This window comes from Candidatus Propionivibrio aalborgensis, assembly GCF_900089945.1.
Classification (GTDB): domain Bacteria; phylum Pseudomonadota; class Gammaproteobacteria; order Burkholderiales; family Rhodocyclaceae; genus Propionivibrio; species Propionivibrio aalborgensis.
On sequence record NZ_FLQY01000101.1, the window covers coordinates 1 to 26,802 of the forward strand.

The 26,802-nt window shown below is 58.9% G+C and carries 25 protein-coding genes; 18 read left to right on the forward strand and 7 right to left on the reverse strand.

Annotated elements, in window-relative coordinates; genetic code table 11:
- Positions 1-42 precede the first annotated feature (42 nt).
- A complete protein-coding gene (locus tag PROAA_RS06230) occupies positions 43-1,764 on the forward strand; it encodes a diguanylate cyclase domain-containing protein (protein WP_186410510.1) in 1,722 nt (573 codons plus the stop codon).
- 365 nt (positions 1,765-2,129) lie between these two features.
- On the opposite strand, the gene PROAA_RS06235 is transcribed toward PROAA_RS06230, so the two are convergent.
- Both PROAA_RS06235 and PROAA_RS06240 read right to left on the reverse strand, forming a co-directional pair.
- Positions 2,130-2,711 (reverse strand): TlpA family protein disulfide reductase, encoded by a 582-nt coding sequence (locus PROAA_RS06235; protein ID WP_186410511.1) that lies wholly within the window; start codon positions 2,709-2,711, stop codon positions 2,130-2,132.
- Positions 2,708-4,111 carry a heme-copper oxidase family protein gene (locus PROAA_RS06240; RefSeq protein ID WP_186410512.1) on the reverse strand — a complete coding sequence of 468 codons (1,404 nt, stop codon included), beginning with the start codon at positions 4,109-4,111 and terminating at the stop codon, positions 2,708-2,710. Before PROAA_RS06240 ends, PROAA_RS06235 begins: the two co-directional genes overlap by 4 nt.
- Before the next feature lie 148 nt (positions 4,112-4,259).
- On the opposite strand from PROAA_RS06240, the gene urtA reads away from it, so the two are divergent.
- Positions 4,260-5,531, forward strand: coding sequence for an urea ABC transporter substrate-binding protein (gene urtA, locus PROAA_RS06245; protein ID WP_186410513.1), 1,272 nt, complete (start codon positions 4,260-4,262; stop codon positions 5,529-5,531).
- A gap of 287 nt (positions 5,532-5,818) precedes the next feature.
- Here the strand turns inward: urtA and PROAA_RS06250 are convergent, their stop codons facing one another.
- Positions 5,819-6,349: an isochorismatase family protein gene (locus PROAA_RS06250; protein WP_186410514.1), complete on the reverse strand. Its 531-nt coding sequence runs from the start codon at positions 6,347-6,349 to the stop codon at positions 5,819-5,821.
- A gap of 64 nt (positions 6,350-6,413) precedes the next feature.
- Positions 6,414-8,009, reverse strand: coding sequence for a 4-hydroxyphenylacetate 3-hydroxylase family protein (locus PROAA_RS06255; protein ID WP_186410515.1), 1,596 nt, complete (start codon positions 8,007-8,009; stop codon positions 6,414-6,416).
- A gap of 73 nt (positions 8,010-8,082) precedes the next feature.
- Between PROAA_RS06255 and PROAA_RS06260 the strand changes: the two genes are divergently transcribed.
- The 15 genes from PROAA_RS06260 (at position 8,083) to PROAA_RS06330 (ending at position 20,734) form a co-directional block, all read left to right on the forward strand.
- Positions 8,083-8,766, forward strand: coding sequence for a TetR/AcrR family transcriptional regulator (locus PROAA_RS06260; RefSeq protein WP_186410516.1), 684 nt, complete (start codon positions 8,083-8,085; stop codon positions 8,764-8,766).
- A gap of 280 nt (positions 8,767-9,046) precedes the next feature.
- Entirely contained in the window at positions 9,047-9,664 is a 618-nt protein-coding gene (locus tag PROAA_RS06265) for a glutathione S-transferase family protein (protein ID WP_186410517.1), read from the forward strand.
- A 214-nt stretch (positions 9,665-9,878) separates the two neighbouring features.
- Entirely contained in the window at positions 9,879-11,465 is a 1,587-nt protein-coding gene (gene urtB, locus PROAA_RS06270; protein WP_186410518.1) for an urea ABC transporter permease subunit UrtB, read from the forward strand.
- A gap of 8 nt (positions 11,466-11,473) precedes the next feature.
- Positions 11,474-12,586: an urea ABC transporter permease subunit UrtC gene (gene urtC / locus PROAA_RS06275; protein ID WP_186410519.1), complete on the forward strand. Its 1,113-nt coding sequence runs from the start codon at positions 11,474-11,476 to the stop codon at positions 12,584-12,586.
- Positions 12,583-13,422: an urea ABC transporter ATP-binding protein UrtD gene (gene urtD, locus PROAA_RS06280; RefSeq protein ID WP_186410520.1), complete on the forward strand. Its 840-nt coding sequence runs from the start codon at positions 12,583-12,585 to the stop codon at positions 13,420-13,422. The genes urtC and urtD overlap by 4 nt, the downstream gene beginning before the upstream one ends.
- A 91-nt stretch (positions 13,423-13,513) precedes the next feature.
- A complete protein-coding gene (locus PROAA_RS06285; RefSeq protein WP_186410521.1) occupies positions 13,514-14,287 on the forward strand; it encodes an ABC transporter ATP-binding protein in 774 nt (257 codons plus the stop codon).
- On the forward strand, positions 14,284-15,186 hold the full coding sequence (locus PROAA_RS06290; protein WP_245664186.1) for an urease accessory protein UreD: 903 nt from the start codon (positions 14,284-14,286) through the stop codon (positions 15,184-15,186). Before PROAA_RS06285 ends, PROAA_RS06290 begins: the two co-directional genes overlap by 4 nt.
- A gap of 16 nt (positions 15,187-15,202) precedes the next feature.
- A complete protein-coding gene (gene ureA / locus PROAA_RS06295) occupies positions 15,203-15,505 on the forward strand; it encodes an urease subunit gamma (RefSeq protein WP_186410522.1) in 303 nt (100 codons plus the stop codon).
- Between the two features lie 13 nt (positions 15,506-15,518).
- Positions 15,519-15,824: an urease subunit beta gene (locus PROAA_RS06300; RefSeq protein WP_186410523.1), complete on the forward strand. Its 306-nt coding sequence runs from the start codon at positions 15,519-15,521 to the stop codon at positions 15,822-15,824.
- Positions 15,821-17,539: an urease subunit alpha gene (ureC, locus tag PROAA_RS06305; RefSeq protein WP_186410524.1), complete on the forward strand. Its 1,719-nt coding sequence runs from the start codon at positions 15,821-15,823 to the stop codon at positions 17,537-17,539. Before PROAA_RS06300 ends, ureC begins: the two co-directional genes overlap by 4 nt.
- Positions 17,540-17,553: 14 nt before the next feature.
- Positions 17,554-18,078: an urease accessory protein UreE gene (gene ureE, locus PROAA_RS06310; protein WP_186410525.1), complete on the forward strand. Its 525-nt coding sequence runs from the start codon at positions 17,554-17,556 to the stop codon at positions 18,076-18,078.
- Positions 18,069-18,764, forward strand: coding sequence for an urease accessory protein UreF (locus tag PROAA_RS06315; RefSeq protein WP_425394001.1), 696 nt, complete (start codon positions 18,069-18,071; stop codon positions 18,762-18,764). The genes ureE and PROAA_RS06315 overlap by 10 nt, the downstream gene beginning before the upstream one ends.
- Before the next feature lie 6 nt (positions 18,765-18,770).
- Positions 18,771-19,412, forward strand: a complete 642-nt coding sequence (ureG, locus tag PROAA_RS06320; protein WP_186410526.1) for an urease accessory protein UreG — start codon at positions 18,771-18,773, stop codon at positions 19,410-19,412.
- Positions 19,413-19,491: 79 nt separating this feature from the next.
- Positions 19,492-20,181, forward strand: a complete 690-nt coding sequence (locus PROAA_RS06325; RefSeq protein WP_186410527.1) for a Crp/Fnr family transcriptional regulator — start codon at positions 19,492-19,494, stop codon at positions 20,179-20,181.
- A 70-nt stretch (positions 20,182-20,251) separates the two neighbouring features.
- Positions 20,252-20,734: a SixA phosphatase family protein gene (locus tag PROAA_RS06330; RefSeq protein WP_186410544.1), complete on the forward strand. Its 483-nt coding sequence runs from the start codon at positions 20,252-20,254 to the stop codon at positions 20,732-20,734.
- A 42-nt stretch (positions 20,735-20,776) separates the two neighbouring features.
- Here the strand turns inward: PROAA_RS06330 and PROAA_RS06335 are convergent, their stop codons facing one another.
- The 3 genes from PROAA_RS06335 to PROAA_RS06345 all read right to left on the reverse strand — a co-directional run bounded on the left by PROAA_RS06335 (position 20,777) and on the right by PROAA_RS06345 (position 25,607).
- The gene (locus tag PROAA_RS06335) at positions 20,777-21,712 is read right to left on the reverse strand and encodes a response regulator transcription factor (protein WP_186410528.1); all 936 of its coding nucleotides are present in this window, start codon (positions 21,710-21,712) and stop codon (positions 20,777-20,779) included.
- Positions 21,702-25,106: a hybrid sensor histidine kinase/response regulator gene (locus PROAA_RS06340; protein ID WP_186410529.1), complete on the reverse strand. Its 3,405-nt coding sequence runs from the start codon at positions 25,104-25,106 to the stop codon at positions 21,702-21,704. Before PROAA_RS06340 ends, PROAA_RS06335 begins: the two co-directional genes overlap by 11 nt.
- A gap of 330 nt (positions 25,107-25,436) precedes the next feature.
- The gene (locus PROAA_RS06345) at positions 25,437-25,607 is read right to left on the reverse strand and encodes a hypothetical protein (RefSeq protein ID WP_186410530.1); all 171 of its coding nucleotides are present in this window, start codon (positions 25,605-25,607) and stop codon (positions 25,437-25,439) included.
- A gap of 112 nt (positions 25,608-25,719) precedes the next feature.
- On the opposite strand from PROAA_RS06345, the gene gcvA reads away from it, so the two are divergent.
- Positions 25,720-26,682: a transcriptional regulator GcvA gene (gene gcvA, locus PROAA_RS06350; RefSeq protein WP_186410531.1), complete on the forward strand. Its 963-nt coding sequence runs from the start codon at positions 25,720-25,722 to the stop codon at positions 26,680-26,682.
- The last annotated feature ends 120 nt before the right edge of the window (positions 26,683-26,802 follow it).

Consider the following 26,802-nt stretch of genomic DNA (forward strand, 5'->3'; position numbering starts at 1 on the left):
AGTGAGCGATTGGCCCGCGCAAGGTGTTGAGAGGGTTATTGTATGTCTGAGGTAGACGAAAAAGCTGACGCCCCCATGATTGTGCGGGCAATGGATATTGGCAAATTTGTCCGAGTCAACGACTCGTTCAAAGTTAAGGTAGGTTTTGACGCCGCTGAACTTGCTGAAAAACCCTTCCTCGACTGGATCGACCCTCGCGACCGTACGATTGTCCAAGCTGCGTTTGAAAACAACGAGAGATCGTTTTTTGCCCGCCATATAACGCGAGACGGCAATACGCTGCAATTACAAATACAGCAGGCAAAACATGAGGACGGCCATTTTGTACTCGGCCGGTGCTCCAGGCTCCCAACTCAACTCGTATCTGATGAAGCAAGGTCCGCCGAGGCTACGGTTTCGGGTACGCTTGATGCCATAGCACGGATCATTGAGGAGCAGAACCCTGGCTACAAGTGCTCAATATTACTTGTCGCCGACGGCCGCTTTGTTTTCGGTGCCGGCCCCAGCCTGTCAGCAGAATACAACTCGGCTGTAAATGGCTATGCGATCGGGCCGACTGTCGGTTCCTGTGGCACTGCGATCTTCTGGAACACTCCTGTCATCGTTGAGGACATACAAGCGGATCCCCTTTGGTCACCTTTGGCCGAGCTTGCGAAGAAGGCGGGCGTAGCTGCTTGCTGGTCCCATCCTTTTGTCTGTAGCAGTGGCAAGGTGCTGGGAGCCTTGGCGCTCTACTCCCCAGAGCCTCGCACTCCGACGCCTGAGCAATTAAGACTGCTGAGGGCATCTGCGCGCATAACCGGCCTGGCCGTTGAGCGTGGACGTGCTGAAGAGGAGCTGAAACGTGCCGATGAAGTCATCAAAGAGGTGAGCAATCAGTTGCAAGCCACGCTGAATGCCTTGCCCGATCTTCTGTTTGAAGTGGACTCCGAAGGCCGTTTCATCAGATACCACACCCATCGCACCGACCTGCTGGCGGTCCCGCCGGAAGCGTTTATTGGCAAGCGGTTTGCTGATGTACTGCCCCCAGATGTCGTTGGCCCCTGTCAACGTGCCATTGATGAGGCCGCGCAAAAAGGCTTTTCTTATGGTGAGACTTACCGGCTCGCCTTGCCGCAAGGGGAACACTGGTTTGAACTCTCCGTCGCTCCCTTGCCTGCGGATGACAATTCTAACCAGCGCTTCGTCATAATCAGCCGCGACATCACCGATCGAAAAAATGCCGAGAAACAGATCGAACAACTGGCCTACTTTGACACGCTCACCGGGCTCCCCAACCGCCGCATGCTGACCGACCGCCTGCTTCAGGCCCTGGCACAGGCCAAACGCTTTGATCGCGCGCTGGCCGTCATGTTTCTTGACCTGGACGGGTTCAAGGTGGTCAACGACACGTATGGGCATGACGCAGGCGACAAATTCCTTATAGAAATGACCGCGCGCTTGGGCAACTGCATCCGCAGCGGCGATACTGTAGCGCGGCATGGCGGTGACGAATTCATTATTGTTTTGAGCGAAATCAACGGACCAGACGATGCCGCCGTGGTGGCGGAAAAAATCGTTGCCGCACTGAGAGAGCCGGTTCCTCTGGAAGGCCATGTAGTGCAGGTCTCCGTCAGCGTCGGCATCGCCGTCCGGCCCATCAACGGAACGGAAGACGCCCAGGCGCTCATGAAAGCCGCGGACGGCGCCATGTATGCCGCAAAAGCGGCAGGACGCAATGGATATCGGTTCAGCGAGAACGAGTCAGGGAAATCCGGGACATAGCATTCTATGTGTATTGTATGATTCATTCTGTGGGGTAATTCAGCCAAACACCCCATCACAGCCGATTTACACCGCCTGGGTCTGGAGGGTAAGTAGCGTTTTCCGGTAAGCAGTCGCCCGGACTTGGCGGCTCATCTTTTTTGGCAAAGCGAAGCAGCGCAGCCGCTCAAGTGACAAGCTCTCAATGGCTCTTGAGACTGAGTTGCTGACCGTGGGTAACCATGTCGGGCGACTGCTCGAATCTCCAAGCGGCCATTGAACCAATGCAGCGAGGAATGACTCCTGTGGGCACGTTGCTGACCTGCTGACCTTCGTGGGTCAAAATTAAGACGATGGCGCAGGTAATTTTTGCTGCGTTGCTGACACTACCGTCCGATCAGCCTGTTTAGCAGCGGCTCAAGCATTTTTTCGTCGACAGGTCCGAGATGTGTCATCTCGACGTTCCCGTCACGACCGATCACCAAAGTCAGGGGCAGGCCCTTGATTTCCAGCACCGAACTCTGGCTGGCGAAGTCCGAGACCAGTAGCGGATAGGATACGGGCGTGGTTTTGACAAAGGCCTGCATCTTTTCGACATCGTCGAGGCCGATGCCGACGAACTGTACTCCCCAGCTTGCATAGTGTTCATGCAAACGAGATAAGGCCGGCATTTCCCTGACGCAGGGCGCGCACCAGCTGGCCCAATAGTTGACCACCAGCACCTTGCCGCGCCACTGTGCAATTGCCTGTGGCCGACCTGCGAGATCGGGCAGGTTCAGGGAGAAAATGTTATCGACCGCTTTTTGCGCCGCTTCCGGCGAGAGCTTTGGCGCGGTCAACAAGCCCTGCGGAATTCCATTGGTCGGCGGCGGCTCAAGGACAAACAGGCGGTACACCAGCAGCGCGATGGTGGCCAGCGTCGCGATGCCGACGAGTACCGTCAACGCCAGCATGTTCGATGGTTTCATCTGTTCTTGCGGGCGGACATGATCTTCAGGCAGACCAGCACGAACATCAGCCCGCCGATGATGGCGATAAGCCCACCCAGCCCCATCATGCCCATGCCGATTTTCTGTGGCAGTGTGGTCAGCGCCTGCTCCGCGCCCGCGACCTTGCGCTGCACGCCATAACCCCCCGACCACGCCAGACCGAGCACGTGAATCAACTGGCCGGCGCCATAGACGTAAGGTTGCCACAGCGCCATCCGGCTTTCTGCCTTGCCGTAACCGAGCGTCGGCAGGAGCACGTAAACCAGACCCATGAAGGCTAGGGTCACGCCGACGGTCGATCCATGATAATGCGCCGGGATAACGACATTGACCCCTTCAATCATGTAACCGAGCACGCCCCCCAGGGCAAACAGGGTGAATGAAGTGACAAAAGCCGATTTGGCCGGGGAGCCAGCCACACCGCGCACGCTCCAGAGTGACCACGCGCCCAGCAGAATCAGCGGACCCATATATGGATGGCCCCAGATCATCAATTTCGCAAAGAGCTCCATGTGCGTCAGGGAGCCGGGTGTTACCGCCAGATAAAACAAAGGAACCACCAGCAGGGGCAAGGCAGCGACAACAAACAAAACGGATAGCGCTCGTGGAGAGGCTGCTGATGGCCGCCCCAGATAGTTGGCAATCCACAGCCAGGCCAGGACCATCAGGAGCGAGTGCTGAAACTGCAGGACATGACCGCCACCCCAGAACATCACCTCGTAGTAGATCTTCTCTTCAACCGGGGGTACGACAGCCCACGACCACACGAAGGCGGCCAGTGCGAAGAATGCTGCCAGGGCGCCGAGGAAGGCCCCGAGTCGCAGGGGCTCGGCAAGAAAGCGGCCTGGCCAGGTGGTGATCAGTGCGCGCAAAACAGCCAGACCGAAACCGGCACCGCAGATCCACAGCGAAGCAAAAAACAAGGGCTGCTGAAGCACCGGGATGTAGTTATTGAGTACCGGTTCGGCACCGGGAAAGAACGGAGAAACGGTCATCACGGCAGTTCCCAGGGCGGCGAGCGCGAATCCGCTCCAGCCCATCCAGGCGAGTCGGGCCGTACCGAGTGCGCTCCAGATCACCGCGGCGAACGCCATGAACCAGATGGCGACTGAAAGATCCACATGCACAACCAGCGCAGACCGGAAGAATTCCTTGAGCGGAAAAACATCCTGTATTCCAGGCGTGCGCGACAAGACCAGCAGAATGGCCAGCAGGCCCGAGCCCACCAGTGCCATCAAGCCCAACCACAGCCAGGCCCGAGCCAGTGCTGCGGGTGCCCCGGACGGGTCGATCGTTACTTCCGAATTCACAACCTTCACAGCATTCACAGCATTCACCGCCGCCTCGCGAAAAATAGCAGAGTATAAAGCCAGGCCCATGGTTACTCAAACGTTCATCCCGCTACAGCGCCTAGGCCCGAGAAGACCTGACAAGCACCTACGCAATCTGACGTATTCCGGCAGTCGCGCCAACTCTTTACTCTGAGATTGCGCTGCACAAACCGATCCCAACATCAGAGGAGCTTCCATGAGTAATCGTCGCAATTTCATCAAGGCAACCGCCCTGTCAGTAGGTCTGGCCTCCGCCGGCCTGCTTTCATTCGCGGCCAATGCTGCCGACACAATCAAAGTCGGCGTACTTCATTCCCTGTCGGGCACCATGGCCATTTCGGAAACCGCGCTGAAAGAAACCGCGCTGATGACCATCGCCGAAATCAACAAGGCGGGTGGTGTCATGGGTAAACAACTGGAGCCGGTGGTCGTTGATCCGGCGTCCAACTGGCCGCTGTTTGCTGAGAAGGCGCGCCAACTGCTGACACAGGACAAAGTGGCCGTAACCTTCGGTTGCTGGACGTCGGTGTCGCGCAAATCGGTCAATCCGGTGTTCAAGGAACTCAACGGGCTGCTCTTCTACCCGGTGCAATACGAAGGCGAAGAGCTTGAGAAGAACGTGTTCTACACGGGAGCTGCGCCTAACCAGCAAGCGATTCCGGCCGTCGAATATCTGATGAGCAAGGATGGCGGCGAAGCCAAGCGATTTGTGCTGCTCGGTACGGACTACGTTTATCCGCGTACCACCAACAAGATCCTGCGCGCCTTCCTGCACAGCAAAGGCGTGACCGATGCCGACATCATGGAAGAATATACCCCGTTCGGCCATTCCGACTATCAGACCATCATTGCCAAGATCAAGAAGTTCTCGTCAGAAGGCAAGAAGACCGCCGTGGTATCCACCATCAACGGCGATTCCAACGTGCCGTTCTATAAAGAGCTGGGTAACGCCGGTTTGAAGGCAACCGATGTGCCGGTGGTAGCCTTCTCGGTGGGTGAAGAAGAACTGCGCGGCGTCGATGCCAAGCCGCTGGTCGGTCACCTGGCTGCATGGAACTACTTCATGTCGCTGAAGAACCCGGCGAATGCCAAGTTCGTCAAGATGTACAAGGACTGGGCGGTCAAGAACAAGCTGCCGAACGCCAGCACGGTCGTGACCAATGACCCGATGGAAGCCACCTACGTCGGCATCCACATGTGGGCGCAAGCGGTTGAGAAGGCCAAGTCGACCGATGTCGACAAAGTCATCGCAGCCATGGGCGGCCAGACTTTTGCAGCTCCGGACGGCTTCACGATCAAGATGGACGAGAAGAACCACCATCTGTGGAAGCCGGTATTCATCGGCGAAATCAAGGCTGACGGCCAATTCAACGTGGTCTGGAAGACACCCGGCCCGGTTCGTGCTCAGCCATGGAGCCCCTTCATTCCGGGTAACGACAAGAAGAAAGAGGTGCCGGAAGGAATGTAATCAGACCAGCAGGCATGTCATGTTCATCGGGGGCTTCGGCCCCCGTTTTGTTTGTTACCCCGGCGTCTTCTATTCTTCGGCTTTGTATTTGGGTGCTGTGGCTTGAGGCTTCGCCCAAGCAGCATGTTACGTTGCTGGAAGCGCTGTTAAGCTTGGCCTTCCTCTGCCGATCGGCAAAAATCGGCCAGGAGCCGTCAGTGACCTCCACCCAAAGCCGGACATTCGACAGACCGCTGGCCTTCCAATTCAGCCACTACGTTTTCTTAAGCAACTTGGGCAACAGGTGCTTAACGGACAAGCTCGAGAACGTCCTTGAAACGTGGATGTTTGCTTGTTCGCATCCATTCGAAGGCGACCATCTCCACCGTGGCGAGCGTCGCCCCTGCTTTACCTAGTCTGGCAATCGCCAAATCACGGTTAATTGTGACCCGAGAGCCGATGGCGTCGATGACCACGGTCACATTCAATCCCTGCTGAAGTAGGCCAGCACAGGTTTGTAGAACGCAAACGTGAGCCTCACACCCGGTGACAACGACATGCCGCCGGCTAGCCGCGATTGCCTCAACGAGCCCATCTTCGCACCCGTCAAAATGGTGCTTGGTGAGTGTCCGGTCGCAAAGCCGCTTAAGCTCGCTGACGTTCTCGCCAATCCCTTCGGGGCTCTGTTCCGTGCCGATTATCGGAACCCCAAGTATTCGAGCGATGTTCGCTAGGCGGACCGCTTCCTTGATGACACGCTGACCCTCGAAGATGCTGGGCATCAACCTTTGCTGGAGGTCGACCAGAACGAGTGTCGATTCATTGGCACTGTGAAGCATCGCTGTCTCTCCTTTAGTACAACAATTACCACCTCCGGGCACCGGCCTCGAAGTCGTGCCTCATTTAGGCAGACCCGTTGACCTTCGGTAACGGGACCATGAACGGCTGGCCAGGCTGGCTGCAACCCTCATCACAGCAACGGCCTGGTTGTTTGTTCTTGGTGATGGCTCGGTTTTCCTCAGCCAAGACACCGCGCTCCATTAGACGTTCAACCAGTTCCACCTTGCTGCCAACCGGGTAGTTGCGCCAGATTTCCTGCTTTAGCGCCGTCGGCGAACCGCCGCCATGCAGACTAATGAGGGAATACCAGCCGCCCTGATAGGAAGCAGTCAAATCCTCGATGAAACGGGAGACCTCTATACGCTTGTCGTACGGGACGTTCGGGTTGGCACGAAGAACTTCGGACAAGGTCGCTGCCGTTGCGGGATTGTGGTCTTCGTCTGGTCCCGGCAAGGCGACGATTAGTCCCCCGGATACTTCGTGAGCGAGACGGTGCATGTCGTAAATCTGAGTCGAAAGCAGCAGCTTGCCGATGTTCGAGTACACAGGTTCCGGCATGAAGCTCTTCGAATATGTATCCTTAAGAGCATAGACGCTTGCTGCCACTCCGCAGGCATAGAAACCCTCGGTAATCTTGATGAGTTCCACCATCGGGTCGCGCAGATTCGCCTTCTTGTTGGGGTCGAGGCCATTCGCTTCGCACATCAGGGCACCGGCGCCGATGAGCAGGTCACCAAAACCAGCGCGCGCACCGATGCAACTGTGACGGTGATGAGTTGCGTAGTTGTAGGTGATGTCACCGGAGAACTCCCAGTCACCAGCGAGGAACACGCGTTCCCAAGGCACGAACACTTTGTCGAAGATGACCACTCCGGTTGATTGACCGTACTTGCGCGAGAAGAGCGGCGCGCCGTGCTCCGGCTTCTCGCCCGGACGCCCGGCCGGCCGGGACACAATCGTGATTCCCGGCGTATCCACCGGCACGGCGCAGCAAACCGCAAAATCCGAGTCGTCCTCGCGCATGTTGCGCGATGGCATGACAAGGAACTCATGCACGTAAGGTGCAGCGGTCACAATCGCCTTGGTGCCGGTGATGACGATACCTTTTGCGTTGCGCTCGACGATATGGACGTACACGTCCTGGTTCAATTGCTGGTTGGGACGCTTGCTACGATCTCCCTTGGCGTCGGTCATGGCGATACCCAACGTCAGGTCTTCATCCTGAACCTTCTGGAGATAGGCGGTGAACTTGGCGCTGTGCTCGGTCGAACCCTTTGCATCGTCTATTTTGGCCACTGCCTGCAAGATACCGTTGAGAGCATCGTGTGCGAGATAGCGCTGAGCACAGCCGGTTTCTTGACACAGCACACGAACAGCTTCCAACTTGTTCAGCAGGTCACCCGCCGATTCATCGACATGTAGCATCCGGTTGACCGTTTTGCCGGAGGCCGTCTGCGTAGCTAGCATCAGCGGGGCGAGGGCGGGGTCATGGGCGAAATCGTAGGTGACCGCCAGCGCGTTGATTCCGGGCTGAAGCGAAGGTGCATCAACGACTGACTCAATCAGTTGTCCATCCACATAGACGGTGGGTTTGTATTTTCTAAGCGACTCCCGAAACTCCTTACCATCCATCAAGCCACTGGCACTCGTAGCAGACATAACCATTCCTCTCGCACAGCGTTTATATTGTTGAACAGTGTTGAATCGGAAATTGCAGTGTATAATTTGGTCTATGGGAAAGTCAACCGCAATCCGGAAACGCAGCACCCGACATAATGGCGCCACGGCTGAATCTCGCGTGGTTAGGGAAAGTGTTCTCAATCAGGCACGGCGGACGTTGATTCTCGATGCGGCGCGCTCGGCGTTTTTTGAGCTGGGCCTGGATGGCGCAAGCCTGCGGGAAATCGCCAAGCGGGCGGGTTATACGCCGGGTGCCATCTACAGTTACTTCGCCAACCTGGAAGAAATCTATGGAGCCCTGCTCGGCGAATCCTTGCAGCGCCTCAATCAAGTGGTCGAGGCCGCCAAGGGGGCTGGCAAGTCATCCTCTGCCAAGGCAATCGACTTGCTTCGCGCCAAAGCCGAAGCCTTTTACGTGTTCTACCGCGACAATCCCAAGGAACTGGACTTGGGCTTCTACCTGTTTGTTGGAGTAAAGCCTCGAGGGCTGACCCCCGAACTCAACCAGCAGTTGAACGAACAGTTGATGGCTGCACTACGGCCGGTTCAGGTCCAGTTGGAAGCCTTGGGTTTGAGTGCCGACGAGTCTGTCATCGAGACGAGCGCGGTGTTTGCCCATATTGTGGGTGTTCTGGTGGTGAACAACACGGGACGTATCCGCCTATTCAAGCAGAACCCGGACTCGCTTTTCGAGCGATATATGAAGTTGCTCATTCAGCGACTCCCCACTGCTTAGACGTTAAACGTAGATTGGCGGCTACCAACGGTTAGCTGCCTCTGGACCAATCCAGTGTTGAATGTCTCAAGTAGGTCGAACGGGTGAGTTTGCGACCTCGAAGACTCGTCACTCGTTTCTGAAACATTGAGTGGGTACGATTTCCTTGTCGGCCTGAACGTCCTATCCCTGTACTAGGCGGCATCATTGCCAACGTGCTCGTGTGTACCGATAATGCCCCTCTACAATTCGACTCGAGCACGCCCGTGTCCGGTCCACAATTTGACGAAGGAACCATCGCATGTCCAAGCCACGCCTCATTTACTTTGACTTTGCCGGCAGCCGCGGCGAGGAATGCCGCATTGCCCTGCACCTTGCGGGCGTCGATTTCGACGACGTGCGCATCCCGATTGCCGAATGGCCGGAACTTAAACCGCAGACCCCGTTCGGCTCCTTGCCGATTCTCGAAATTGCCGGCAAGCCACCGCTTGCCGAATCGAACGCAATTCTTGTCTACATCGGCCGGCAGCATGGACTGCACCCAAAGGATGCTCTTGACGCTGCATATCACGAGGCGCTGATGAGCTACGCCGAGGATCTGCGCCACAACGTCGGCCCGACGCTGCGTATTACCGACGAACAACAGAAGCGCAGCGCACGCGAGGAGCTCGCACGCAACTTCCTGCCGACATGGGGCACAAACGTCGAACGTCAGCTCGGCGATCAGCCCTTCGTTGGCGGCGATACGCTGAGCGTTGTCGATATCAAACTCTATATGATTGTGCGCTGGTTTGTTTCAGGGACGGTCGACCATGTGCCTTCGACCGTCTTCGACCACTGCCCGAAGCTGAAGCGTCTCTTCCAGCAGGTCGGCGGGCATGCTGGCGTGAAGGCCTGGCTGGAGCGTGCGGCCGGCTAGATTTCCTTGGTAGGCGTGGTGATTATCGTCAGTCTTTAAGCGTCCGGACAGGAACGCCTCGGCGCTTGTTTTCCTCGCCTTCCGCAAAGATCCAGCCGTTCTCCCCAATGAGCATAGCTGTCGTTTTCAGTCCCTACGCAATTCAACGTATTCCTCCATTCCGCCGTGGTCCTTAACCTGTCAGAGACCTGTACGAATTGTGAGTTTCCTTTTGATGAACAAGCTTTTCACCCTTTTTACCTTTTGCCTGCTCTATGCCTGCAGCCCGTTGGCGCATGCCGCGCTTGATCCGGCCTTGGTTCGCCAATTGGCGGCCGAGGATTCGAGCGAAAAGGTAAGCGCCATCCGGCAGATTACGCAGAATGCCGACGACGATGCAGTGCGCGTTCTCCAGGCGATGGCTGACGATCAACTCTTCTTGAGTGCTGATACGGTCGTTGTCTTCGATGGTGAAAATGCCTTTGACGCGGCCAGCGGTGAGCCGATCAAGACTCCCAAGCAACCCGAGTCAATCATCGTGAACAACCGGATTCGCGGCGAACTGGCCAATGCGTTGGCGGCGCTCAGTCTTTTCAACAAGGACGTTAGCATCCGCCTTGCTTCTGCGCAGGAGCTGCAAACGAGGGTCAGTCCCGACATCGTTCCTGTGCTAGCCCTCGCTTTGTCCAAGGAAACCAACGGCGAGGTCAAGGCGCTGCTCAAGCTGGCGCACGCTCAAGCCAACCTTGGCAATGCCGATCCGGCGGCGCGACTGGCGGCCGTCAGGGCACTCTCGGACGCCTCGTCGCCAGTCGTCAGGAGCGCGCTTCTGCCGCTCACCGACAAAGCGAAGGAACCGGACAACAGGGTGCGTTTCGCAGCCATTTCCGCCGTCAAGTCCATCTCTGGCCGACTGGAACTGACCGAGAATCTGGGCCGGATATTTTCCGGGCTGTCGCTCGGTAGCATCCTGCTGCTTGCCGCCCTCGGCCTGGCAATCACTTACGGCGTGATGGGCGTCATCAACATGGCGCACGGCGAACTACTGATGGTCGGCGCCTATTCCGCCTATGCCGTGCAGAGTGTTTTTCGCAGCTATTTTCCGGACGCCATCGACTGGTATCTGCCGGCCGCCATTCCTGTCGCCTTCTTCGCCGCGGCGCTGATCGGCGTCGTCATGGAGCGCACCGTCATCCGCTGGTTGTACGGTCGTGCGCTGGAAACCCTGCTTGCCACCTGGGGCCTGTCGCTGGTGCTGATCCAGGCCGCGCGCGTGATTTTCGGTGCGCAGAACGTCGAAGTCTCCAACCCGAGCTGGATGTCCGGCGGCGTTGAGCTGATACCCAGCCTGATCTTGCCGTGGAACCGCATCATCATCATCGGTTTCGCGCTATTCGTGTTGCTGCTGGTCTGGGTGCTGATGAACAAGACGCGGCTCGGCATGTTCGTTCGTGCCGTGACGCAGAACCGATCCATGGCCGGCTGCGTCGGCGTGCCGACGGCACGCATCGACACCATGGCCTTCGCTCTCGGCGCCGGCATCGCCGGCCTTGGCGGCCTCGCGTTGTCACAGATTTCCAACGTCGGGCCGGACATGGGCAGTGGCTACATCGTCGATTCCTTCATGGTCGTCGTCGTCGGCGGCGTCGGGCAGTTGGCCGGCGCGGTATGGGCGGCACTGGGCCTGGGGATTTTCACAAAGCTCCTTGAAGGCTGGGCAGGTGCAGTGATCGCCAAGATTGCTGTTCTCGTTTTCATTATTATCTTTATTCAAAAGCGACCGCAGGGCATCTTCGCCCTCAAGGGCCGTGTCGTCGAATGAGCGCCATCATGCACAAGTCATTCACCCTGCGCGTTCTCCAGTCGCTGAATCGCAGAAGCTGGCTGGCGCTGGGATTCTTTCTTGTCGTCACGCTGGTCGCGGTGCCGCTGCTCCATCTTCTGGTTCCGCCCGAGAGCGCTTTCCACGTTTCGACCTACGCTATCACCTTGTGCGGCAAGATTATGTGCTACGCCATTGTGGCCGTCGCCATGGACCTGATCTGGGGCTATGGCGGCATTCTGTCGTTGGGCCACGGCCTCTTCTTCGCTCTCGGGGGTTACGCTTTCGGCATGTACCTGATGCGCCAGATCGGGCGCGATGGCAGCTACCAGAGCGACCTGCCGGATTTCATGGTGTTCCTCGACTGGAAGGAACTGCCCTGGTACTGGAGCGGCAGCGACAATCTCTTGTGGGTGGGCTTCCTGGTCATTGCCGTGCCGGCCATTGTTGCCTTCATTTTCGGCTATTTCGCCTTCCGTTCGCGCATCAAGGGTGTCTATTTTTCGATCATCACGCAGGCGCTGACGTATGCGGCCATGCTGCTTTTCTTCCGCAACGAAACCGGTTTCGGCGGCAATAACGGCTTCACCGATTTCAAGCGCATCCTCGGCTACAGCATCACTTCGCCGGATATGCGCTTGGTGCTGTTCGGGCTGACTGCGCTGGTGCTGGCGCTGACGCTGGTGTTCGCGGGCTGGCTGGTGACCTCGAAGTTCGGCCGCGTGCTGACCGCGATTCGCGACGCCGAGTCGCGCGTCATGTTCATCGGCTACAACCCGCTGTGGTACAAGGTATTCATCTGGGTTATTTCGGCGATCCTGTGCGGCATCGCCGGTGCGCTCTATGTACCGCAGGTGGGGATCATCAACCCATCGGAAATGAGCACCGGCAACTCGATCGAAATCGCCATCTGGGTTGCCGTCGGTGGCCGCGGAACGCTGATCGGCCCGGTCATCGGCGCCTTCGTGGTAAATCTTGCGAAGAGCTGGTTTACGGTTTCCTTCCCCGAATACTGGCTGTTCTTCCTCGGCCTGCTGTTTATCGTCGTTACGCTATTGCTGCCGCAAGGCCTGGTCGGACTCTGGAAAACACTGCGGCAATCCCGTGGAGCACGGGTATGAGGGAGTTCTTCCGCAAGGTCATCGGTATCGATCCGGAACAATGCGCCCCCGAGTATCGAGCGGGTTACGCCGGCAAGCAGAAAACACTCGACCTCTCGCACAACGTCATCCTCTACCTGGAGGACATCAGCGTCAGCTTTGATGGCTTCAAGGCGCTCAACAATCTCAACATGGCCATCGACGTTGGGGAGCTGCGCTGTATCATCGGTCCGAACGGCGCGGGGAAGACAACGATGATGGATGTCATCACCGGCAAGACGCGCCCCGATTCGGGAACGGCATTCTTCGGCCAGAGCATCGACCTGACGCGCCTGACCGAGCCGGAAATCGCCCACGCCGGGATCGGCCGCAAGTTTCAGAAGCCGACGATTTTCCAGCAGCACAGCGTCTTCGAGAATCTCGAACTGGCGATGAAGATCGACAAGCGCGTGCGCCGCAGTCTGTTCGCCTGGCTGCGCGACGACGAGCGCGACCACATTTCCGATATCCTGCGCCAGATCCGCCTCGACACCGAGGCCGACCGGCCCGCCGGGCTGCTGTCGCACGGCCAGAAGCAGTGGCTGGAAATCGGCATGCTGCTGGTGCAGGAGCCGCAGCTGTTGCTGCTCGACGAGCCTGTCGCTGGCATGACCGACGACGAAACCATGCGCACCGCCGAACTCTTCGTGTCGCTTGCCGGCAAGCATTCGCTCGTTGTTGTCGAACACGACATGGCGTTTATCAAGGAGCTTGGCGGCCTGGTCACCGTGCTGCATGAGGGCTCGGTCCTGGCCGAAGGCGATCTGGATAGCGTCCAGAATGACGATCGGGTGATCGAGGTTTATCTGGGGCGGTGATGAAAGACGAACGAATCCTTGGAATTGTTCCGCTGGCACAGCGCATTTCACGGCGCAACCGCCGGTCGCACCAACGCTCGAGGCCAGTACCATGCTAAGAGTCAGCAACCTCAATCAGTTCTACGGCGGCAGCCATATCCTGCGCGATCTCAGCTTCGATGTTCCCAAGGGACAGGTGACCTCACTGCTCGGCCGCAACGGCGTTGGCAAAACGACCTTGATGAAATGCCTGATGGGCCTGATCCCCGCCAAGAGCGGAACGATGGAGTTCAGTGGTCGCGATATTACGACATCAGCACCGCATACGCGGGTGAGCATGGGCATTGGCTACGTCCCGCAAGGCCGGGAAATCTTCTCCCTGCTGACCGTCGAGGAGAACCTGTTGATGGGACTGGCCTCGCAACCGCGCGGCAGCAGGATTCCGGACCTGGTGTTCGACCTCTTTCCGGTACTCAAGAGCATGCTTAGACGCCGCGGCGGCGATCTCTCGGGCGGTCAGCAGCAGCAACTGGCGATTGGCCGCGCGCTGGCCATGAACCCGAAAATCCTGATGCTCGACGAACCGACCGAAGGCATCCAGCCGTCGATCATCAAGGATATCGGCAAAGCCATCCGCATTGTCGCTCAGCGCCAGAAGCTGGAAACGAGCGCCAGCAAATCAGCCGAAGAACGCGAAGAGGTCAAGAACGCCATTCGCAGAGTCGCCGATACCGGCGAAGTGGCCATCCTGCTGGTCGAGCAGTATTACGATTTCGCCCGCGACCTGGCCGACCACTACCTGCTCATGGAGCGCGGTGAATTCATCATGCGCGGCCTCGGCTTCAACATGGACACGGATGGTGTGCGTGAGGCCCTGGCTGTGTGATTGGTAGTATCCTTGGCGACATGATCCCGCTCGACCGAACCCTGCAACACCTGCCCAACTGGGAAGCCGAACTGGCGCTTGAGTTCGAATGCCGCGACCGGGCGACCTGCCTTGCCGGTCGCCGCCACCGCGGTCCGTTGCGGGTGCAGAAGGCTCTGTATCCGGAAGGTGGCGAGGTGTGTCAGGCGATACTTCTGCACCCGCCGTCAGGAATCGCCGGCGGCGACCAGCTACGCATCAGCGCGAGCGTCGGCGCGCATGCGCATGCACAGATCACCACCCCCGGTGCCGGCAAATGGTATCGCTCGGGTGGCGCCGAAGCGTCGCAGACCCTAGATTTCAAACTGGCAACCGGCGCCACGCTGGAATGGCTGCCGCAGGAAACCATCGTCTTCGACGGCGCCAGCGCCAGCATTCGGACGCACGTCGAACTGGCTGCCGACAGTCGCTATCTCGGCTGGGACATCCTCTGCCTCGGTCGCTATGCCGCTGGCGAGCGATTCGCCACCGGAAGTATCGGGCTGCACACCCGGATCGAACGCAACGGCCAGCCGCTCTGGCTGGAACGCGGCCAGATCGCCGGTGATGACGCCATGCTGCAAAGCGTCGCCGGCTGGGCCGGAGCCACGGTCTGCGGGACATTGCTGGCGACGCTGCCGACTGGCGACGAGGCGGCAGACATGGGAATAATGAACACTACGCTACTCGCTGCCTGTCGTGCGATCCGGCCAGTTGACGGTGCGGAGCATGGCGTCACCGCACTGCCCGGCCTGCTCGTCGCTCGCTATCTCGGTCAGCGCAGCGAGGCGGCACGGCAGTGGTTTGCCGCACTATGGCACGAGCTGCGTCCGGTTCTTCTAGGCAGGACCGCGGTATCGCCGCGCATCTGGAACACTTGAATTTTCAGGAGGCTGCATGGAACTCACTCCCCGCGAGAAAGACAAGTTGCTGATCTTCACCGCCGGCCTTCTCGCCGAGCGACGCAAGGCCCGAGGGCTGCAACTCAACTATCCGGAAGCGGTCGCGCTGATCAGTTGCGCGATCATGGAGGGCGCCCGTGACGGTCGCAGCGTCGCCGAATTGATGAGCGAAGGAACGCACATTCTGGCGCGCCATGAGGTGATGGAAGGCGTCCCGGAAATGATCCCCGAAATTCAGGTTGAGGCGACCTTCCCGGACGGCACCAAACTGGTCACTGTCCACAACCCTATCGTTTGAGAGGTGCATCGCGATGATTCCAGGTGAATTGCTGATTGCCGCAGGCGAACTCGAACTCAACGCCGGTCGCGAGCGGATCGAACTGACCGTCGACAATACTGGCGACCGTCCGATTCAGGTCGGTTCGCATTACCACTTTTTCGAAACCAATGCGGCGCTCGCTTTCGAGCGCGACAAGGCGCGCGGCTTCCGGCTCGATATTGCCGCCGGCACCGCGGTGCGCTTCGAGCCGGGGCAACGACGCACCGTGCAGCTTGTCGCCCTGGCTGGTGAGCGAAAGGTGTACGGTTTTCGTGGCCTGATTCAGGGGGCGCTATGAGTACAAGAATCAGCCGGCAGGCCTATGCCGAGATGTTCGGCCCGACGGTGTATGCAAATGAGGGTGACCGCGTACGCCTGGCCGACACCGAGCTCATCATCGAGGTCGAAAAGGACTTCACGATCTACGGCGAAGAAGTGAAATTTGGCGGCGGCAAGGTCATCCGCGACGGCATGGGCCAGAGCCAGCGTGTCTCGGCCGAAACGGTCGATACGGTCATCACCAATGCGCTGATCGTTGACGCCGTCACCGGCATCGTCAAGGCCGACATCGGCCTCAAGGATGGCCGTATCGCTGCCATCGGCAAGGCCGGCAACCCGGACATCCAGCCCGGCGTTGACATTGTCATCGGCCCCGGCACCGAAGCGATTGCCGGCGAAGGCATGATCGTCACCGCCGGCGGCATCGACTGCCACATTCACTTCATCTGCCCGCAACAGATCGAAGAAGCGCAGATGTCCGGCATCACCACCATGCTCGGCGGCGGCACCGGCCCGGCGACAGGCACCTACGCCACCACCTGCACGCCAGGGCCGTGGCACATCCACTCGATGCTCGCCGCTGCCGAAGCCTTCCCGATGAACCTTGGTTTCTTCGCCAAGGGCAACGCCAGTCTTCCGGATGCCCTGCGCGAACAGGTTGCAGCCGGCGCCATGGGCCTCAAGCTGCACGAGGACTGGGGCACCACGCCGGCAGCCATCGATTGCTGCCTGTCGGTGGCCGATGAGATGGACGTACAAACAGCTATCCACACCGATACGTTGAACGAGTCCGGCTTTGTCGAAACGACGCTGGACGCGTTCAAGGGCCGCACTATCCACACCTTTCATACCGAAGGCGCAGGCGGTGGCCATGCACCGGACATCATCAGGGCAGCCGGGTTGCCCAACGTGCTGCCCAGCTCGACCAATCCAACCATGCCGTACACGGTGAACACCATCGACGAGCACCTCGACATGCTGATGGTCTGCCACCATCTCGATCCGTCGATCGCCGAGGACATCGCTTTTGCCGAATCGCGTATCCGCCGCGAAACCATTGCAGCCGAGGACATCCTGCATGACCTTGGTGCGTTCTCGATGATGAGTTCGGATTCACAGGCCATGGGACGCGTCGGCGAAGTGATTATTCGGACGTGGCAGACGGCGCACAAGATGAAGGTGCAGCGTGGCGCATTGCCTGAGGATTCCGAGCGAAACGACAACTTCCGTGTCAAACGCTACATCGCCAAGTACACCATCAACCCGGCAATCACCCATGGCCTCGCGCACACGGTCGGATCGCTCGAAGTCGGCAAACTGGCCGATCTGGTGCTGTGGAAACCGGCATTCTTCGGCGTCAAACCGAGCCTGATCCTCAAGGGCGGGATGATCGCTGCCGCCGCCATGGGCGATCCCAACGCGTCGATCCCGACGCCGCAACCGGTGCACTATCGCCCGATGTTCGGTAGCTTCGGGCAGGCGTTGAAAACCTCGGTGACATTCGTTTCACAGGCCGCGCTGAAGAACCCGGCGGTACAGGCGCTGGGACTGCGCAAAACGCTGATTGCGGTTTCCGGAACGCGTGGCTTGCAGAAGTCCGACATGGTTTTGAATGGTGCCACCCCCAAAATCGATGTCGATCCGGAAACCTACGCGGTGCGCGCCGACGGCGAGCTGCTGGTCTGCGACCCGGCCGATGTTTTGCCCATGGCGCAACGCTACTTCCTCTTCTAGCGCGAACGACGGAAATGCTGATCCTCAACCGCAGAAGCGACCGCCCCGCCAGCGACAGCGTTTCGCTGGACTATGACGAACGCAAGCGCAGTCGTCTCAAAGTCACCCTGGCTTCCGGCCAGGACGCAGGCATCTTCCTTGAACGCGGCGAGCACTTGCACGGCGGCGACAAACTGGCGGCAGAAGATGAAAGTGCCGTAGTTGAAATTCACGCCGCGCCTGAAGCGCTGATCGAAGCCGTCGCCACGTCACCGCTGCTCTTCGCCCGCGCTGCCTACCACCTGGGAAACCGGCATGTCGCAGTGCAGATCGTTGCAGAGCCGGGTGGCGGCCGCCTGCGTTTCCAGGCCGACCACGTTCTGGCAGAAATGGTGCGTGGCTTGGGGTGTGCCGTCAGCGAAACGACAGCCCCCTTCGAACCGGAGTCCGGCGCCTACAGCGGGCAACACCATCATGCAGGCGGACCGAACGCACCGCACGACCCTGGGCACGGCCCGCACCGCGCCGTGCCAAAAATCCATCAGTTCAGATCGCATTGAGCCTCGACGCGCTGCCTCTGATTCGCCTGTTGCAACTGGCCAGCCCCGCTTTGCCGGTCGGCGCCTTTTCCTATTCGCAGGGACTCGAATGGGCGGTGGAAAGCGGTCGCATCAGCGACGAGGCCGGCGCCGGACAATGGATCGGCGATCTGCTCAGCGGCGCCATCGGTCGCTTTGAAGCGCCGCTGCTGTTCTGCCTGATGTCGGCGTGGTCGACGAACGATGCGGCCGAAATTTTCCGCTTGAACGCCGACTTTCTGGCCAGCCGCGAAGGCGCCGAGTTGCGCGCCGAAACTCTTCAGATGGGGTTTTCGCTCAACCGTCTGCTGGCCGATCTGCGCGACCCAACGCTTAGCGGTGTACAAGCAACCCTGACATCGTTGCCCGAGATTTCCTTCCCCGTCGCCTGGACTGGTATTGCCGCTGCCTGGAACATCGATGCGCAAGCGGCCTGCGCCGCCTATCTGTGGTCCTGGGCCGAAAACCAGGTGATGGCCGCGCTGAAAGCCGTGCCGCTCGGCCAGGCTGCCGGCCAGCGGCTGCTTGCCGAACTCGGATCAAAAATCCCCGCCGTTGTTCGTGGCGCGCAAAACCTGCCGCCAGCGGCGTGGTCCAACTTCACGCCGGCCTATGCCATCTGTAATGTCCGCCACGAAACACAGTATTCACGTCTTTTTCGGTCTTGACCATCCATGAACACGCTCAATTCAAATTCCGCATCCACAACTCACAACGCTCCCCTGCGCGTCGGCATCGGCGGTCCCGTCGGCTCCGGCAAGACCGCATTGACCCTGGCGCTGTGCCGGGCTTTGCGCGAACAGATTGAAATGGCGGTGGTGACCAACGACATCTACACCGCCGAAGACGCCAAGTTCCTCGTCGACCATGCCGCGCTGGAGCCAACGCGAATCATCGGCGTCGAGACCGGCGGCTGCCCACATACGGCCATCCGCGAGGACGCCTCGATCAATCTGGAAGCCATTGACCGCCTGCAACGGACTTTTCCGCAGGTGCAACTGATCCTGGTCGAATCGGGCGGCGACAACCTCGCCGCGACGTTTTCGCCCGAACTTTCGGACCTGACGCTGTACGTCATCGATGTCGCCGCCGGTGAAAAAATCCCGCGCAAGGGCGGTCCGGGAATCACCAAGTCGGATTTGCTGATCATCAACAAAATCGATCTGGCTCCGATGGTTGGTGCGTCGCTCGACGTCATGGCGCGTGACGCCAGGACGCAACGCGGCGAGCGGCCCTTTGTCTTTACTAACCTCAAGACAGGAGAGGGTCTCGAACCGGTCATCGCCTTCATTCGTGAGCGTGGAATGCTGATCTGAAGTGCCTATCGCGCTTGCCTGATTCTCCGACAAGTGCGACCATTTGCCGCAACGGAAATCGTTATTTTGGATATCGCCTATGCCCCCAAGTCAGGGTGTCAACATTGAGGCACTACTTTCGCGTGTGCCCCTATTCAACGACCTTGAAGCGGATGAAGTTGCCCGTATCGCGCGCGGAACGCGCGAGATCAATGCCTTGCGAGGCGACATCCTGTTTCACAAGGGCGATTCACCTACCGGCTTTTACCTGATCGTTTACGGTCAAGTAAAACTCGCGTTCACTTCGTCGCAAGGGGGGGAGAAGGTTGTAGACATTCTCAACCAGGGGCAGACTTTTGGCGAAGCCGTAATGTTCATGGACAAACCCTGCATGGTCTACGCGCAGGCGCTGAGCGATTCTCAGCTGTTGCATATCTCGAAGAATGCCATCATCGACGAGTTGGAAAGGGACCCCAAGCTCGGTCGCAAGATGATCGCGGGCCTCTCGATGAGACTTCATCACCTGCTTATCGACGTTGAATCCTATTCACTGCACTCGGGTCGTCAGCGCATCATCGGTTACCTGCTACGTGACAATGTCAAGAGCGATGCCAAGTCGCTGACTGTCACCTTGCCCACCAACAAGGGCTTGATTGCCTCGCGCCTCAACCTGACGCAGGAACACTTCTCGCGCATCCTGCACGAGCTCTCCGACAAGGGTTTGATCGTTGTCGAAGGGCGGAAGATCGGCATTCCCGATGTCGAGAAATTGCGCTGCCACGAAATTTGAAATTTGACCGGAAATACCCATGAAACAATCACAGGCCAACATGCCGTCCTTGATGTCAACGGAAACTCACATGGAACTCCTGTTATGGCGTCACGCGGAAGCTGTCGAGGGCACGCCCGACCTGAAGCGCAAGCTTACGGTGCGTGGCGAAAAGCAGGCCCGGCAAATGGCCGAATGGCTCGGCAAGCACGCGCCAAAGAAACTGCGCATCCTGGTCAGCCCTGCGCTTCGCTGCCAGCAGACGGCGCAAGCACTCGGACTTCCTTTCGAGACCGACAAACGGTTGGGATGCGAGAGCAACGTCCCCGAACTACTGGCCGCGACCGGATGGCCCAACTGGGGTGCTGAAAGCGCAGCCAGTGGTGCGGTACTTGTTGTCGGCCATCAGCCCACCCTCGGCCAGACTGCCGCCCTTCTCTTGTCCGGAACGGAATCCGACTGGTCGATCAAGAAAGGCGCTGTCTGGTGGTTCAGCAATCGCACGCGGCAGGGCGAGACGCAGAATGTTTTGCGGGCGGTCATACCTCCGGATTTCGTGCGCCAATTGGCATGATCGGGCGCTGGACGAGAACAGGGTAGCGTCCCGCTTCCACATTCAGCTTCCCCGGATCTTGCCGATCGCCAGATTGGCCGCCGCGGTGCGGGTCTCCACGCCGAGTTTTTCGAAAACGTGCTCCAGGTGTTTGTTCACCGTCCGTGGACTGCTGCCGAGTATGTCGCCGATGTCCTTGCTGGTCTTGCCCAGCGTTACCCAATAGAGCACCTCTGCTTCACGTTGAGTGAGCCGGAAAGCGGCGATCAGGGAATCGATGGCGGTGGCATCATTTTCTTCGCGCAGGACGACCAGCCACTCCTGGTCACCCGTCTGGTCGTGGAAGGAGGCGAGCAGTCGCCGTCTGTCTTCAGCGAGTAGCAGTGCGGCTGGCTCTCGCCCGTCGCGACGGGCGGACTCGGCGTCGGCGATCCAGGCCAGTAGGCGCTGCGGCGTTTGTTCTTCCCCGGTGGAGAAATAGTCCTTGAGCAGTTTTCTGGCCAGGGGCGTCTGCCAGACCAGCTTGCCGTCGGCGGCACGAATGGCCACCGTAGCCTGGCCGAAGGCATCCAGGGCCGTTCGGGCCTGCTTTATCTGGTGGGCGTTCTGCATGTGAGCGGCGATGCGGGCCAGCACTTCGGCGGCGCGTATGGGCTTGGTAACGTAGTCGGCACCGCCGGCCGCAAAGGCAGCCACGACGTGTTCCGTTTCGGTCAGGCCGGTCATGAAAACAATCGGAATATGCTGGGTGGCGAAATCGGCTTTCAGGCGTCGCGCAACTTCGAAGCCGTCCATGCCCGGCATCATGGCATCGAGCAGAATGACGTGCGGCAGGCTTTGGCGCGCCCGTTGAAGGGCGGATTCGCCATTGGTCGCGACGAGTACGGTGTAGCCCGATTCGTCGAGGGCGTCGTGCAGGAAGGAGAGGTTCTCCGGGATATCGTCCACGATCAGAACGATATCGGAGATGGTGCGGTCAAGTGGAGGGTCATTCAACATCGCGTCCCTTTCCGAGAATTTCCTTCATGGCGTCGAACTGGAACTGACGGGCCAGATCGCGCAGGACACGCACAAACTCGCCGTGCGCAGGATCAAGTCGCTCGATTTCACCAAGTTTGTTCAGTATGCCGCGAACATACCCGAGGCCGACCAGTTCGTCGAGAGCCGAAAGATGCTCTTGTCCGGGCGGGATCAGTTGGGCTGGCTTGGGCACGACACGGGCTGGAGGGATGACCGGCGATTCGGTGCTGACCCACTCCAGTGACAACTTGCGGCCGATCCAGTCGAGCAGTTCATCGACACGCAGCGGTTTGACGATGAAGTCGTGGTTGCCGATGCCGGCATCGTTTTCAAGACCCCTGTCAAAGGCGTTTGCCGAGATGATGGCGATATGGGCATCTGTAAGATTCTGCTGGCGAATACGCCGGATGGTCTCCCAGCCGTCGATGCCGGGCATGGCCAGATCCATGAACACCAGATGCGGGGCGAAGCGGGGCAGCACTTGCAGGCATTCATGCCCGCTGGCCGCCTGTTCAACCTGGAAACCCAGAGGGTCAAGGACACTCTGCAGCATGTCGCGATCGACCTTCTCGTTATCGACCACCAGAATACGGCGACGAATACCGACATAACCGATCCGGTTGGTTCGTGGCAGATCGTGCTCCGCCTGCGCCGAGTGTACCTGAGGCAGGAACAGTCGGATGCGGAAGCTGCTGCCTTCACCCGGTATGCTGCTGACGGTCATTTCGCCGCCCATCAGGTCGGTCAGCATCCGCGCAATGGTCAGTCCGACACCGCTTCCGCCAGCCTGCGTTTGGCTACCACGGACAAAAGGCTCAAAAATACGTTCCAGATCTTCCGGTGGAATGCCAGGGCCGCTATCGCGGATATCGAAGATGGCCATTTCGCGCCTGCATTCGACGCGGAAATTGACGCCGCCATGCACCGTGAATTTGACGGCGTTGCCGAGGACGTTGATCAGGATTTGCTGAAGCCGTCGCTGATCAACCCGCACGACGCCGGGGAGTTCGCCGACAGGTTCGTAACTGAAGCTCAAGCCCTTGTTGCGAGCCTGCAACTCGAACATGCCGACGATCTGTTGCAGGAACTCCGGGAAGTCCAGCGCCTTGACTTCCAGTGTCAGTTTGCCGCCTTCGATTCGGGCGATATCGAGCGTGCCTTCGATCACCGACAGTAAATGGTCGCCGCTCTTCCTGATCACGCCGACCGCTTGCCGGCGGTGTGCCGGGATGGCCTCGTCGCCGGCGAGAATTTGCGCGTAACCCAAAATACTGTTGAGGGGCGTGCGCAACTCGTGGCTGATCGCAGTGATATAGCGGCTCTTGGCCTGATTTGCCTGGTCCGCCGCCAGCTTGGCCTTCTGCAATTGCTCATCGGTGCGCTGGTGTGAGTCGATTTCCTGCAGCAGCAGACGTGTCTGCCGGTTCGATTCCTCCTGCGCGACCTGTCGGCTCTTGTGGGTCAGAACCATCCACCAGGCGCCAACGCCGGCGAAGAGAAGCAATGCCGAAAAGGCTTTGATGAAGGTCTGTTGCAGGTGCGGAATCAATTCAGAGGCTTCCGGGCCGAGCGCCAGCGTTTCGTGCGTGTAAAGCAGACCGAGCAGGCCAGCAAGCAGGGGGACGATGCACACCATCAGCAGCAGATAATGGCCCAGTCCGGTTTCAAGATAGGGAATCGCCGCTGCGGGCAGGATTCGACGCAGCGTGCCGTTCCATTGAGCTGCGAGATTGGCGCCCGGTTTGCACAGATCATCACAGCGCGCATCGAGTGAGCAGCACAGCGAGCAGATCGTGCCACGGTAGGCCGGGCAGTGCGCCGTGTCCTCGCTTTCGTATTCGCGTTCGCAAATGCAGCAACGCTGCATGCCGGCGGCGGCAACGGTCTTGTTGGCAACAAGGTAATAGCGGCCACCGGTTATCCAGGCAATCAGAGGTGCGGCGACAAAGGCGGCCGATAGCGCGATGAAGGAGGCATAGGGCTGCACATCAGGGCCGAGCAGTCCGCTGAACGCTGCGATCGAGAGCAGCGAGGCGAGGCACATGGCGCCGATACCGACCGGGTTGATATCGTAGAGATGGCTGCGCTTGAACTCGATATGCGGCGGCGAGAGGCCAAGCGGCTTGTTGATCACGAGGTCGGCGACCACGGCCGCCATCCATGAAATGGCGATATTTGAATAGAGGCCGAGGATTTGGCCCAACGCCTGGAAAACATCCAGTTCCATGAGCAGCAAGGCGATCAGAATGTTGAAGACAACCCAGACGACGCGTCCGGGATGACTGTGCGTCAAGCGGGCAAAAAAATTCGACCAGGCCAGCGACCCGGCATAGGCATTGGTTACATTGATCTTGAGCTGTGAAATGACAACAAAAAGAACGGTTGCTGCTATGGCCAGCGACGTATTGCTGAACACATGGGAAAAGCCGATCAGGTACATCTGGTTCGGATCAACCGCCTTTTCGACGGGAACGGCGTTGCGCAAGGCGAGATAGGCGAGCAGGGCGCCGCCGAGCATTTTTGCCACGCCAGGAAGAACCCAGCCGGGGCCCCCGAGCACCAGGGCCAGCCACCAGCGGTTGCGGTTCTTTGCGGTGCGCTCCGGCATGAAGCGCAGGTAGTCCGCCTGTTCGCCCATTTGCGTGACGAGTGCGATACCGACGGTAAGTGCTGCGCCAAACAGCGGCATGCTGAATGCGCCGCCCAGTCCCTTTTCCCCTGCGTAGCCTGTCAGCTCGCTCAGGACTTCGGGTTCCTGCCACAGCAGGAAAGCGTACGGAAGAATCAGCAAGGCCAGCCACAGCGGCTGCGTCCACGCTTGCAGGCGGCTGATGGCGGTGACCCCGTGCGTGACGAGGGGAATGACCACCAGTGCGCAGATCAGGTAACCCCACGCCGGGGGAATATGGAAGGCGAGTTCCAGCGCGTAGGCCATGATCGCCGCTTCCAGCGCGAAGAAGATGAAGGTGAATGACGCATAGATCAGCGACGTGACGGTCGAGCCGATATAGCCAAAGCCCGCGCCACGTGTCAGCAGGTCCATGTCCAGCCCGTAGCGAGCAGCGGCGTGACTGATCGGCAACCCGATCAGGAAAATGATCAGGCCGGTTGCCAGAATGGCCCAGAAGGCGTTTATGAAACCACCATTGACCAGCATGGTCGCGCCCACGGCTTCGAGCACCAGAAAGGATGAGGCGCCAAAAGCGGTGTTGGCCACCCGCATTTCCGACCACTTGCGAAAACTGCGCGGTGTGAAACGCAAGGCGTAATCTTCGAGCGTTTCGTTGGCCACCCAGGTGTTGTAGTCGCGCCGAATCTTTACGACACGCTGCGGGGGCTCCGTGGTAGCTTCTGGCGAGAACGGGCTGGTCATAACGGGCAGGCACTGAAAAAGAGCCCCGATTGTAACCTCCGGGTGTCGTGCTGGAGGTTCCGTGGTCTAGTGCGTCAGGCGGTGGCAGGTGGCTTCTCGTGCCACAACTGTTGTGGCGAGTGTCATCGAAACAAAGCGTGCTTCTCGATTGCCCGCGCTTGTTCGACAAGCCGTCCTGCCCAATGGGTGGATGGCATCAGTTCATGGGTATGGAATTCGGCGTAAGCTACGGCCAGATGTTGTAACCGTCACTCCGGCAAACAGGTTTTGCTCATTGGCGAGCGGCCGGGATGGAATTGAGAGGTTGCGGATTTGAACGCGGATGGATGCTCAGCGCGAATTTACAGGTGACATCAGCATGACTTGCAGTAATCTGTTACCCCGATTGAGTAACCATGAAACTGATTTGCGGGTGCCTGAGGCGATCAGGTTACCCAATGCGATGCTACGTTCTCTACGCGCCTTTTCGATGATCCTGTGGATGTTGATGTTGCTTTCCATGTTGCTACTCCTTGCATATCCCCGTGGTTCGGGTAGGCATGCAGTGTAAGAAGAATGTTGCATCGCAACAAACGATCAATTGTCAGCCGATGCATGAGAAAATATCAGCCGTATGAGTTATAGACTCCCCCCGCTGAACTCACTGCGCGCCTTTGAAGCGGCCGCGCGTCACCTCAGTTTCAAGAAGGCCAGCGAAGAGCTTGCCGTGACGCCGACCGCGATCAGCCATCAGATTCGTGGTCTTGAGGACTATCTGGGCTTTGCTCTGTTTCATCGACTGACGCGAGCTCTGGATCTGACAAATGAAGGCCGGGCAATGTTGCCGAAGGTACGCGAAGGTCTTGAATGCTTTGCGGAGTCCATCGAGAGCACACGACCTCGCGAGGCCGGTGGGCGTCTTCTGCTTTCAACGCCTCCCGCCTTTGCCTCGCGCTGGTTGATTCCTCATCTGCCCAAGTTCACTGCACGCCACCCGGAAATTGAATTGCATTTGAAATCTTCTCTGAAAACCATTGATCCTCCGGACGCAACAGTCGTTTCCGGTTTCGAGGCGATTGACGTGCGCGATGACGAATCAGTGCTGTCCGTTCGCTTCGGTCGCGGCCGTTATGCCGGCTGCCGGGTTGAGCGATTGTTTTCGCCGGCCTACACGGCAGTATGCAGTCCTCGACTGCTGACGGGAATGCGTCCGCTGAACGTACCCGCCGACCTGCGCTATCACGATCTTCTGCATGACGACACCATTCCGGAACAGATGGACCGACCGTCCTGGAGCGAGTGGCTCCAGCTCGCGGGTGTTGAAGGCCTCAATGACCATGACGGAACACATTTCAGTGACTCCAGCCTCGCATTGACCGCAGTTATCGATGGTCTTGGCATCGCATTGGCCTCCAAGCCGTTGGTTAGTGCCGAGGTGGCCGCGGGCCGCTTGGTGATCCCGTTCGATATTGTTGTCCGTCGACCTCAGGCATACTTTCTGGTTACGCCCGAAGCCGTTGCAGAGCGTCCCGTCATTCATGCTTTCAGCCAATGGCTGCTGGAAGAAGCGGCCAAGGTGCAAGAAGATCGGCCATGAGTTTCGTCGGTAATACTCACACCGGGAACAGGTACTGTTTGCCGTCTTGCAAAAAGGCAAGCTGCTTCAAAGACTGCGTTCCGGGACGTAATCCTGGAACGCAGTCATCAGGGCAATCGC

Bases quoted from the DNA above. Each gene is read 5' to 3' on its own strand.
- PROAA_RS06235 (WP_186410511.1), bottom strand. From the start codon at position 2,711: ATGAAACCATCGAACATGCTGGCGTTGACGGTACTCGTCGGCATCGCG.
- PROAA_RS06255 (WP_186410515.1), bottom strand. From the start codon at position 8,009: ATGTCTGCTACGAGTGCCAGTGGCTTGATGGATGGTAAGGAGTTTCGG.
- PROAA_RS06300 (WP_186410523.1), top strand. From the start codon at position 15,519: ATGATTCCAGGTGAATTGCTGATTGCCGCAGGCGAACTCGAACTCAAC.
- ureA (WP_186410522.1), top strand. From the start codon at position 15,203: ATGGAACTCACTCCCCGCGAGAAAGACAAGTTGCTGATCTTCACCGCC.
- PROAA_RS06340 (WP_186410529.1), bottom strand. From the start codon at position 25,106: ATGACCAGCCCGTTCTCGCCAGAAGCTACCACGGAGCCCCCGCAGCGT.
- PROAA_RS06335 (WP_186410528.1), bottom strand. From the start codon at position 21,712: ATGTTGAATGACCCTCCACTTGACCGCACCATCTCCGATATCGTTCTG.
- gcvA (WP_186410531.1), top strand. From the start codon at position 25,720: ATGAGTTATAGACTCCCCCCGCTGAACTCACTGCGCGCCTTTGAAGCG.
- PROAA_RS06240 (WP_186410512.1), bottom strand. From the start codon at position 4,111: ATGGGCCTGGCTTTATACTCTGCTATTTTTCGCGAGGCGGCGGTGAAT.
- urtB (WP_186410518.1), top strand. From the start codon at position 9,879: ATGAACAAGCTTTTCACCCTTTTTACCTTTTGCCTGCTCTATGCCTGC.
- urtD (WP_186410520.1), top strand. From the start codon at position 12,583: ATGAGGGAGTTCTTCCGCAAGGTCATCGGTATCGATCCGGAACAATGC.
- PROAA_RS06250 (WP_186410514.1), bottom strand. From the start codon at position 6,349: ATGCTTCACAGTGCCAATGAATCGACACTCGTTCTGGTCGACCTCCAG.
- PROAA_RS06285 (WP_186410521.1), top strand. From the start codon at position 13,514: ATGCTAAGAGTCAGCAACCTCAATCAGTTCTACGGCGGCAGCCATATC.
- PROAA_RS06345 (WP_186410530.1), bottom strand. From the start codon at position 25,607: ATGGAAAGCAACATCAACATCCACAGGATCATCGAAAAGGCGCGTAGA.
- PROAA_RS06260 (WP_186410516.1), top strand. From the start codon at position 8,083: ATGGGAAAGTCAACCGCAATCCGGAAACGCAGCACCCGACATAATGGC.
- PROAA_RS06325 (WP_186410527.1), top strand. From the start codon at position 19,492: ATGCCCCCAAGTCAGGGTGTCAACATTGAGGCACTACTTTCGCGTGTG.
- PROAA_RS06230 (WP_186410510.1), top strand. From the start codon at position 43: ATGTCTGAGGTAGACGAAAAAGCTGACGCCCCCATGATTGTGCGGGCA.
- ureE (WP_186410525.1), top strand. From the start codon at position 17,554: ATGCTGATCCTCAACCGCAGAAGCGACCGCCCCGCCAGCGACAGCGTT.
- urtC (WP_186410519.1), top strand. From the start codon at position 11,474: ATGCACAAGTCATTCACCCTGCGCGTTCTCCAGTCGCTGAATCGCAGA.
- PROAA_RS06330 (WP_186410544.1), top strand. From the start codon at position 20,252: ATGGAACTCCTGTTATGGCGTCACGCGGAAGCTGTCGAGGGCACGCCC.
- urtA (WP_186410513.1), top strand. From the start codon at position 4,260: ATGAGTAATCGTCGCAATTTCATCAAGGCAACCGCCCTGTCAGTAGGT.
- PROAA_RS06265 (WP_186410517.1), top strand. From the start codon at position 9,047: ATGTCCAAGCCACGCCTCATTTACTTTGACTTTGCCGGCAGCCGCGGC.
- ureC (WP_186410524.1), top strand. From the start codon at position 15,821: ATGAGTACAAGAATCAGCCGGCAGGCCTATGCCGAGATGTTCGGCCCG.
- ureG (WP_186410526.1), top strand. From the start codon at position 18,771: ATGAACACGCTCAATTCAAATTCCGCATCCACAACTCACAACGCTCCC.